The 9,467-nt window shown below is 67.8% G+C and carries 9 protein-coding genes; 7 read left to right on the forward strand and 2 right to left on the reverse strand.

The genetic code is table 11. The features are described 5' to 3' along the window. Nucleotides 1-330 precede the first annotated feature (330 nt). Together VQ042_RS16415 and clpB are read left to right on the forward strand one after the other, a co-directional pair. The gene (locus VQ042_RS16415) at nucleotides 331-1,359 is read left to right on the forward strand and encodes a DUF4167 domain-containing protein (RefSeq protein ID WP_331821202.1); all 1,029 of its coding nucleotides are present in this window, start codon (nucleotides 331-333) and stop codon (nucleotides 1,357-1,359) included. A 271-nt stretch (nucleotides 1,360-1,630) separates the two neighbouring features. Beyond that, the gene (gene clpB / locus VQ042_RS16420) at nucleotides 1,631-4,255 is read left to right on the forward strand and encodes an ATP-dependent chaperone ClpB (RefSeq protein ID WP_331821204.1); all 2,625 of its coding nucleotides are present in this window, start codon (nucleotides 1,631-1,633) and stop codon (nucleotides 4,253-4,255) included. Nucleotides 4,256-4,376: 121 nt separating this feature from the next. Here clpB and VQ042_RS16425 read toward each other — a convergent pair whose 3' ends face one another. Continuing rightward, nucleotides 4,377-4,748 carry a PRC-barrel domain-containing protein gene (locus tag VQ042_RS16425; RefSeq protein WP_331821219.1) on the reverse strand — a complete coding sequence of 124 codons (372 nt, stop codon included), beginning with the start codon at nucleotides 4,746-4,748 and terminating at the stop codon, nucleotides 4,377-4,379. A gap of 254 nt (nucleotides 4,749-5,002) precedes the next feature. On the opposite strand from VQ042_RS16425, the gene VQ042_RS16430 reads away from it, so the two are divergent. The 3 genes from VQ042_RS16430 (at nucleotide 5,003) to VQ042_RS16440 (ending at nucleotide 6,245) form a co-directional block, all read left to right on the forward strand. Beyond that, on the forward strand, nucleotides 5,003-5,341 hold the full coding sequence (locus VQ042_RS16430) for a hypothetical protein (protein ID WP_331821205.1): 339 nt from the start codon (nucleotides 5,003-5,005) through the stop codon (nucleotides 5,339-5,341). Nucleotides 5,342-5,364: 23 nt separating this feature from the next. Then, nucleotides 5,365-5,724, forward strand: a complete 360-nt coding sequence (locus VQ042_RS16435) for a hypothetical protein (protein ID WP_331821206.1) — start codon at nucleotides 5,365-5,367, stop codon at nucleotides 5,722-5,724. Nucleotides 5,725-5,804: 80 nt separating this feature from the next. After that, a complete protein-coding gene (locus VQ042_RS16440; RefSeq protein ID WP_331821209.1) occupies nucleotides 5,805-6,245 on the forward strand; it encodes a hypothetical protein in 441 nt (146 codons plus the stop codon). Between the two features lie 48 nt (nucleotides 6,246-6,293). Here the strand turns inward: VQ042_RS16440 and VQ042_RS16445 are convergent, their stop codons facing one another. Further along, nucleotides 6,294-6,536, reverse strand: a complete 243-nt coding sequence (locus VQ042_RS16445) for a DUF3297 family protein (protein ID WP_331821211.1) — start codon at nucleotides 6,534-6,536, stop codon at nucleotides 6,294-6,296. Nucleotides 6,537-6,869: 333 nt separating this feature from the next. Here VQ042_RS16445 and VQ042_RS16450 point away from each other — a divergent pair, with 333 nt between their 5' ends. Then, nucleotides 6,870-8,324: a L,D-transpeptidase family protein gene (locus VQ042_RS16450; RefSeq protein WP_331821213.1), complete on the forward strand. Its 1,455-nt coding sequence runs from the start codon at nucleotides 6,870-6,872 to the stop codon at nucleotides 8,322-8,324. 85 nt (nucleotides 8,325-8,409) lie between these two features. Continuing rightward, a complete protein-coding gene (locus VQ042_RS16455; protein WP_331821215.1) occupies nucleotides 8,410-9,303 on the forward strand; it encodes an alpha/beta fold hydrolase in 894 nt (297 codons plus the stop codon). Nucleotides 9,304-9,467: the final 164 nt, after the last annotated feature.

The following is a 9,467-nucleotide window of genomic DNA, read 5'->3' on the forward strand; positions in this document are numbered from 1 at the left end:
GCAGGGGACGCTGACAAAAAACACTTGTGGCAGTGCGGTTTCCCCTCTAGGGTCTAACGAATACGGAACATCCGAGGGGGACATCCCTCAGGCAGCGCCACCAGGCGACCCGAGGAATGCTCGAGGTGACCGGTCGGTCGTCCGTAATAGCCGGCGCGAGGGTATCGCCAGCCATAACCGAAAAACACCTCTAGTTGGCGGCATTGCTGCGGCAGGCTGCACCTCGAGCAGGCGCGTGACCCGCGTCTTCCGGCAACAGCCATACCGGCGCGACCGGTGCATCAAAAAGACAGGAATTTCATGAGGCCAGGACAGCAGCAGAAAAACCGTATGCGCGGACGCGGACGCAAGGGCCCGAACCCGCTTTCGCGCGGCTACGAGTCGAACGGCCCGGACGTGAAGATCAGGGGCACCGCCCAGCATATCGCCGAGAAATACTCGACCCTGGCACGCGACGCCTCGGGCGCCGGCGACCGCGTGATGGCCGAGAACTATCTGCAGCACGCGGAGCATTACAACCGCATCGTGGCCGCCGCCCAGGCGCAGTTCCAGCCGCGTGACGACCGCGACCAGCGCGACGACGCCAACGACGACGACGACGACGATCAGCAGGACAATGCCAGCTATCGCGACGATCGCGATGACCGGGACGATCGCGACAGCGACGGCGAGCGCAACCGCGGCAATCGTGACACTCGGGACAACCGGGACGGCAATCGCGACGGCAACCGCGATGGCAATCGGGCGCGCGATGGCAATCGTGGTGACGGCAATCGCAGCAACCGCGACGACAATCGCGGCAACCGCAACCGTGACGACAACAATCGCGGCAACCGCGACGACAATCGCGGCAATCGTGACGACCGCGGCAACCGCAACCAGGACGGCAATCGCGACAACCGCGACCGGCGCGATCGCGTCGAGCCGAACGGCACCGGCCCGCAGCCGGTCATGGCGGACGATTCGGACAATCAGTCGCCCCGCGGCGACGATCGGCGCGAACGCACCGCACGTCACGAGGCCAATGGCAACGACGGCGAGGATCGGCGGACCGAAACCGCCACTGCCGACGAGCAGACCGAGCGGCCGCGCCGGCGTGCCCGCGCCCGTCGCCCGCGCGACGAGGATGCGGTGACGGGCGAGACGGCACCGGCCGGCCAGACGGCCGATGCCGGCGAGCAGCCGGACGTCGCTGCAAAGGCCCCCGCGGCCGACGCACCCGAGGCGGATGCCGCACCGGCGAAGCGTCGTCCCGGACGGCCGCGCAAGAAGAAGCCGGAAGACGGCGCGCAGGACGAGCCGAAGGCCGACGTCGACAATGACGGTCTGCCGGACTTCCTGCTGGCCTCCAACGGCTGACGGCCGGCGAGCCAACGAGACGAGACGGGATCAGGGCGCCGCGGCCATCGCGGCGCCCTTTTTCGTGGCGGATTCCGGCAGGAACGCGTCGCGCCTTGATCTGGCGCATGGCGGGCAGCGAAACATTTTTGCAACAGTCGTGCGTCTGGCCCTTCCGGGTGAGTTGCGCCTCACCCATATGTTCAGCGGGCGGCCTGCCAAGACGGGGGCCGGACTCCAGGAACGCGCGAACGATGCCTGCGGGGTGGTTCGCCGATAGGAGAAGCGATCCATGAACATCGAGAAATACACCGAGCGCGTCCGCGGCTTCATCCAGTCCGCACAGACCCTGGCGGTCTCGCGCGACCATCAGCAATTCACGCCCGAGCACCTGCTCAAGGTCCTGATCGACGACGAGGAAGGCATGGCGGCTGGCCTGATCGAGAAGGCCGGCGGGCGGCCCCAGGAGGTACGGCTCGCCGTCGAGGCGGCCCTCGACGCCATGCCGAAGGTATCCGGCGGCGGCTCGCAGATGTATCTCGCCCAGCCGCTGGCGAAGATCTTCGCCACCGCCGAGGAGATCGCCAAGAAGGCCGGCGACAGCTATGTCAGCGTCGAGCGCCTGCTCCTGGCCATGACCATCGAGAAGGCGGCCAAGACGGCGGCGATCCTGGCCAATGCCGGCGTCACGCCGAACGGGCTCAACACGGCGATCGAGAACCTGCGCAAGGGCCGCACCGCCGACACCGCCTCTGCCGAGAGCGGCTACGACGCCCTGAAGAAATACGCCCGCGACCTGACCGCGGCGGCGCGCGAGGGCAAGCTCGACCCGGTGATCGGCCGCGACGACGAGATCCGCCGCACGATCCAGGTCCTGTCCCGGCGCACCAAGAACAACCCGGTGCTGATCGGCGAGCCGGGCGTCGGCAAGACCGCCATCGCCGAAGGGCTGGCGCTGCGCATCGTCAATGGCGACGTACCGGAATCCCTGCGCGACAAGCAGCTGATGGCGCTCGACATGGGCTCGCTCATCGCCGGCGCGAAATATCGCGGCGAGTTCGAGGAGCGGCTGAAGGCCGTCCTGTCGGAGGTCACTTCGGCCGCCGGTGGCATTGTCCTGTTCATCGACGAGATGCACACGCTGGTCGGGGCCGGCAAGGCGGACGGCGCGATGGACGCGTCGAACCTTTTGAAGCCGGCTTTGGCCCGCGGCGAACTGCACTGCGTCGGCGCGACGACCCTCGACGAATACCGCAAGCATGTCGAGAAGGACGCCGCGCTCGCCCGCCGGTTCCAGCCGGTCTTCGTGTCCGAGCCCACGGTCGAGGACACGATCTCGATCCTGCGCGGCCTGAAGGAAAAGTACGAGCAGCACCACCAGGTGCGGATCTCCGATTCCGCGCTGGTGGCGGCGGCGCAGCTGTCCAACCGCTACATCACCGACCGCTTCCTGCCCGACAAGGCCATCGACCTCGTCGACGAGGGCGCGGCGCGTCTGCGCATGCAGGTGGATTCCAAGCCCGAGGCGCTGGACGAGATCGACCGCCGCATCATGCAGCTGAAGATCGAGCGCGAGGCGCTGCGCCGCGAAGACGACGACGCGTCGCGTGACCGGCTCGAGCGGCTGGAAGGCGAACTGGCGAACCTGGAGGAGGAATCCGACCAGATCACCGCGACCTGGCAGGCCGAGAAGTCCAAGCTGGGCCTGGCCGCCGACCTGAAGAAGCGGCTGGACGAGGTGCGCAACGAACTGGCGATCGCCCAGCGCAAGGGCGAGTTCCAGCGCGCCGGCGAACTGGCCTATGGCGAGATCCCGCGGCTCGAGGCCGAGCTGAAGGAGGCCGAGGCCCAGGACGGCACCGGCGCGGCCGGTTCCATGGTCGAGGAGACGGTGACGGCGGACCATATCGCCCAGGTGGTCTCGCGCTGGTCCGGCATTCCGGTGGACCGGATGCTCGAGGGCGAGCGCGACAAGCTGCTGCGCATGGAAGACGCGCTGCAGAAGCGTGTCGTCGGCCAGGGCGAGGCGGTGCAGGCGGTCTCCAAGGCCGTGCGCCGGGCGCGCGCCGGCCTGCAGGACCCGAACCGGCCGATCGGCTCGTTCATCTTCCTCGGCCCCACGGGCGTCGGCAAGACCGAGCTGACCAAGTCGCTGGCGGCCTTCCTGTTCGACGACGAGACGGCGATGGTGCGCCTCGACATGTCGGAGTTCATGGAGAAGCACTCGGTCTCGCGGCTGATCGGCGCGCCTCCGGGCTATGTCGGCTACGAGGAGGGCGGCAGCCTGACCGAGGCGGTGCGGCGGCGGCCCTACCAGGTGGTGCTGTTCGACGAGATCGAGAAGGCCCATCCGGACGTCTTCAACGTCCTCCTGCAGGTGCTCGACGACGGGCGGCTGACGGACGGGCAGGGACGCACGGTCGACTTCCGCAACACCATCATCATCATGACCTCCAACCTGGGGGCCGAATTCCTGACGGCCCTGCGCGACGACGAGGACGCGGAAGCCGCCCGGGACGAGGTGATGGAGGTGGTCCGCCGCGCCTTCCGGCCGGAATTCCTCAACCGGGTGGACGACACCATCCTGTTCCACCGGCTGCATCGCTCGGAGATGGGCGCGATCGTCGACATCCAGATGAAGCGGCTGGACCAGCTGCTGGCGGATCGCAAGATCCGCATCGAGCTGGACGCGACCGGGCGCGAATGGCTGGCCGAGCGCGGCTACGATCCGGCCTACGGCGCGCGGCCGCTGAAGCGGGTGATCCAGCGCGAGGTGCAGGACACGCTGGCCGAGAAGATCCTGCTCGGCGAGGTCCGCGACGAAAGCGTCGTGAAGATCTCAGGCGGCGGCGACCATCTGGTCTTCCACGTCGTCGGCTCCAAGGCCGGCGCCGCGGGCGACCGGGTCGCGGCCTGACGCAGGCAGCCATGGCGCATGATGAAGGGGCGGCCCGCAAGCCGCCCCTTCATTCGTTCATGCGGTCGCTTCGGCGAGCGTAACTTGCCGTCCTGCCGGTCGCATGGCGCTCCAGGCCCCGTCAGATGTAGGCGGGACGGTAGTAATCGTCGATGCGGCGCCCGTAATCGGGGTCGTTCCAGCCCGGCTCCGCGCCAGCCGCGTAGCGCGGCGCGCCCTGGAGCTGATCCAGCGTGATGCCGACCACGTAGCCGCCCTGGCGCTCGTCGTATTTCAGCACGTGCCACGGCAGCGGGTGATATTCCTCGCCGATGCCGAGGAACCCGCCGAACGACATGATGGCGTATTTCACCTGGCCGTCCTGCTTGCCGATGACGAGGTCGTGGATGTGGCCGAGATGGTCGCCGTCGGTGTTGTAGACCGCCGTGCCCGAGACGCGGCTCGCCTCGATGTTGTTGATGCCGACGTCTTTGCCGGCCTCGTCGCTGGCCATGAGATGGCTGCCCTCAGTCGATGACATGATCGCCTCCTGCGAAAACATTTGGTTACCCAACGACTTCGCCATGCGGGCGGTTCCGGCCGGCATGCGCCGTCCTGCGGGGGCGCGCGGCGACAGGATCGGCGGCCGAGAAATCGGCGCGAGGGGAGATTGTGGCGGGATCTGGGCAGGCGTATAGGCGTTGCGGCGCTGCGTGCGCCCGTGTGCGCCAGAACGGCGCATGCGCATCATCCTGTGAGGATATTGCCGTGTCGCATGTCGTCTTCCGCCGCATCCTGCCTGCCGCCATCGGCGCTCTCTGCCTCGTCGCCGCGCCCGCCCTGGCCCAGAACCGTGACGTGACCGTCACCAATGCCACCAGCACGGCGATGATCGAGTTCTACGCATCCAACACCGGGACGAACGACTGGGAAGAAGATATCCTCGGCGAGGACGTTCTGGAGATCGGTGAATCGGTCCTCGTCACCGTCGATGACGGCACGGGCTACTGCATGTTCGATTTCCGGGCGACGTTCAGCGATGGCGCATCGGCGACCAAGACGGACGTCAATGTGTGCGAGGTCTCGGAGTTCGACTTCACCGATTGATCACTGTCAGGGAGGGAAACACCATGTGGAAATCCGTTCGCATCCTCGCCGTCGCCGCCGCCCTGATCGGAAGCGCCGTCCCGGCGCTTGCCGACCCGTCCGGCACTTACAGCATCGCCGGGACCAATCCCGACGGGACGACCTATGATGCCAGCGTGCTGGTGGCAAAGGTGGGTGACACCTTCACCCTGACCTACACGCTGGCAGACGGCACCAAGCTGCAGGGCACGGGGATCGGAGACGACGACGTGCTGGCCATCGGCTATCTGCAGGATGGCGAGAGCGGCGTCGCGCTGATGTATCGCGAAAACCAGAAATGGCTCGGTGTCTGGAGCTATATCGGGTCGAAGACCCTCGGCACCGAGGAATGGAAGCCGCAATAGCGGCCCATGGTTCGCCGTGACGTCTCGCCCGGCAGGGTGTGAGCGTCACGGCACGCCGGGATGACGTGAAGGAACCGACCATGACGAAGCTGTTCCTGCCGCTGTTGATGGCCGGCGTGCTGCTTGCCACGCCGCTCGCCGCGCAATCGCGCGAGGAGGTCAACGAGCGGATCGAAGCCCTGCAGGGCGATCCGCAGGGTTTTGCGGAGGCTTTCGACCTGTTGACCGAGGCGATGCGATACGGCGATCCCGTCACCGTCTCGCAACTGGCGGACTACCCGCTGACGGTCCGGGCGAATGGCGAGGAATACGAGCTCCTCGAGGCCCAGGACCTGGTCGACAATTATGACCGGCTGGTCATGGCCGACACGCAGCAGATGGTGGCGGACCAGGAATTCGACGAACTCTTCGTCAATGCGCAAGGCGTGATGTTCGCCGACGGCGCCCTGTGGATGGCGTCGATCTGCGACGACGATGCCTGCAGCGGCACCCATTGGGGGATCATCGCGATCAACAACTGACGGCGATCCGACGGGCCGGCGAGGAGCCGGCCCCGGGCGATCCGGCGGTCAGTCTTCCTTGAGGTAGACTTCCACCGGGCCCTTCAGCTTGATGGTCAGCGGCTGGCCGCGGCGGTCCTTGGCCTTGCCGGCCTGGACGCGGATCCAGCCTTCGCTGATGCAGTATTCCTCGACATTGGTGCGTTCCTCGCCCTTGAACCGCACGCCGACGCCCCTGGTGAGCAGATCCGCGTCGTGGAACTCGCTGGACGGATCGGAAGACAGTCGGTCGGGGAGGGTGGTTTCGCTCATGTCCGTATCCTGATGTTGCCGGTCACTGGCACTCTGTTCGTTGCCCGGACATAAACGCTTGGCGCTCCATGCCAAGAGGGAACCGCCAAATCGCCGGCCGATACCGGCGCGATCATCGCGGAAACCGGGATCTTTCGTCAGCCATTCTTTGCTTTGGGTGACGTTCTGCCATTTTCATGTCCGGTTCATCGGCCATGTCGGATAGTGCGGTGACACAGGCCTGATAGCGGAAACCGCGTCCGGATTCGTATGGATGTGCGGCGACGAGGGTGTCGGGGCGTTGCGGCGGTACATGGGGTGCCGGCGGAACCAGGCCGCGCTGGAGAGAACAAGATGAAGCCTATCGTGGCACTCTGCCTGTCGACGCTGGCGCTGACCGCCGCGGGCACGGCGGCGCACGCCCAGTCGGACGGCGTCCGGCTGGCGCAGTTTTACGACCAGTATGGCGATGTGGCCGAGGTCTATATCGACGAGAGCGGCCGCCGCGTCGTGATCGATTCCACCGGCCGGATCATCGCCATTGAGGAGCCGCGCCGCGAACGCTTCCGCGAGCGCCGCGAGCGCTTCCGCGAAGGTGGGGGCGCGATCATCGACGCGCCGCCGCCGCCCGGCGTCACGCTGGAGGGCCGCGTCGATTTCGGCCCGCGTTCCGCCGATCCCTATTCCGACGGCTCCTATGACGACGGCTTTGGCCCCGGGCCGCTGTATCCCGAAGAGCCCCGCTACGACGATCCGGTGCAGGCCGCGCCGCTGCCGGACGCCGGCGCGGCACCGGACCGCCGCGAGGCCGAGTTGCCGGACTACCCGACGACGTCCGGAAACCCGACCAGCGTCGACGAACTGCTGAGCGATCCGGGTGCTGTCGGCACGGGCGGGCCGGAGGAAGGGCGCACCATCACGGAAACCGATCCCGCTCCGCCGGTCGAGGCGCCGCAGGGCAAGAACGCCGAGGCGGAGATCGCTGCGCTGCAGATCCTGCTCGACCGCGCCGGCATGTCGCCGGGCGTCATCGACGGGCGCATGGGCTCCAACGTCAACAAGGGCGTCGCCGCCTATGAGGAGAAGTTTGGACGCAGCCTGCCGACCGGCGATGCCCAGGCGCTGGCCGAGGAACTCGACGCCACCGGCGGCCCGGCGATCACCACCTACGAGATCACCGCGGAGGACGTGGCGGGTCCCTATGTGGCGTCCATTCCGTCCGACTATGGCGAGAAGGCACAGCTTCCGGCGATGAGCTTCGAGCGGGTCTCCGAGCGTCTGGCGGAAAAATTCCACATGGACGAGGACTATCTGCGCAAGATCAATCCGGGCGTCGACTTCGATCGCCAGGGCACCCGCATCAAGGTCGCCGCAGTCGGCGAGAACGTGACGGGCGAGGTCGCCAGGATCGTCGCCGACAAGGGTCGCGAGCAGGTGCGGGCCTACGCCGCCGACGGCAGCCTGATCGCCGCCTATCCCTCGACCATCGGCTCGTCCGACACGCCGTCCCCGTCGGGCGTCGTGCAGGTCAACCGCATCGCCTTCGACCCGAACTACACCTACAATCCGAAGGTCAATTTCAAGCAGGGCTCCAACGACAAGGTCCTGACCATTCCGCCGGGCCCGAACGGCCCGGTCGGCACGGTCTGGATCGCGCTGTCCAAGCCCACCTACGGTATCCACGGCACGCCCGAGCCCTCCAAGATCGGCAAGACCAACAGCCATGGCTGCGTCCGCCTGACCAACTGGGACGCGACCGAACTTGCCAAGATGGTCAAGGCCGGCGTCACGGTGGAGTTCGCCGAATAGGGATGGCCGCGATGACACCGGGGCCACCGGCGGTGGCTGCGTCATCCGCGCCGCCGCTCCGGCCGTCCGCCGGCCGCAGCGGCACGTGACGGCGCGGTCCGTGTGTGCGGCGGAGGCAGGGCCTTCGCGGACCGACGGCGTCCCCCACACGGCCACCGATATCGGCGACATCGTCATGGCCCATGACGACCAGCCGCCGACCGGGCCGGGCGGCGGGGTGCCGCTGCTGCTCCTGCACGGCGCCGTCCAGACGCGCGCCGTCTGGGCCGGGCAGATGGCGGCGCTGGCCGCAAGACATCGCGTCATCGTGCCGGACCTGCGCGGCCACGGCGCCACGCCCCTGGGGCACGAACGGCTGACCATCGAGCGCATGGCGCAGGATTGCCTGGTTCTGCTGGACCGCCTCGGCATCGATCGGGTGGCGGTCTGCGGCGTGTCGCTGGGCGGCATGGTGGCGCTGGAGATGGCGGCCCGCGCCCCCGAGACGGTCACCGCCCTCGTCCTGTCGAACACGCCGCGGTCCCTGTCGGGTAGCCGCCGGGTTCGCCGGCTCATCGACCGCCTCGATCCGCAACGGCTGTTGCACCCCGCCTTCCGCATCCTCGGCCAGGCCCGGACCGCGCGGATCGGCCTGGCGCTCGCAGCAACCCTCGTCGGGCCGTTCTGGGTGGGGCGCGCCGCGCGCCGGCACTTCATCGCCGGCTTCGCCACGATGTCGCCCGAGGCGATCGTGGCGACCTATCGGGCCCTCGTCGAGAGCCGGCCGCTGGATCTCGACCGGATCGGCTGCCCCTGTCTCGTCGTCGACACGCTGCACGACGCGACGACGATCCGCGAGCAGGCCGCCGATATCGTCGCCGAAGCCCCGAACGCCCGAAGCGTCGTCCTGGAGGGGGGGCATGTCGCCAATCTCGACAATCCGGCCGTCTTCAACCGGGTGCTGGCCGACTTTATCGAGGCGCCGGGGCGCTGGAAGTAACGCCGACATGATGCCCACGACGGGGATACGCCCCCGCTGACAGGGCGCCGAAGAACGAACCCGCTTCCGCGGGATGGGCGGCGGCTTCGTTGTTGGCGGACTGACGCGAGCGCCTTGCGCTGATTGAGCGTTGCCCGGTGCGGGCGGACGATCCTGGCTCCTTC

Origin of the sequence: Aurantimonas sp. A2-1-M11, assembly GCF_036549475.1 — a bacterium.
Classification (GTDB): domain Bacteria; phylum Pseudomonadota; class Alphaproteobacteria; order Rhizobiales; family Rhizobiaceae; genus Aurantimonas.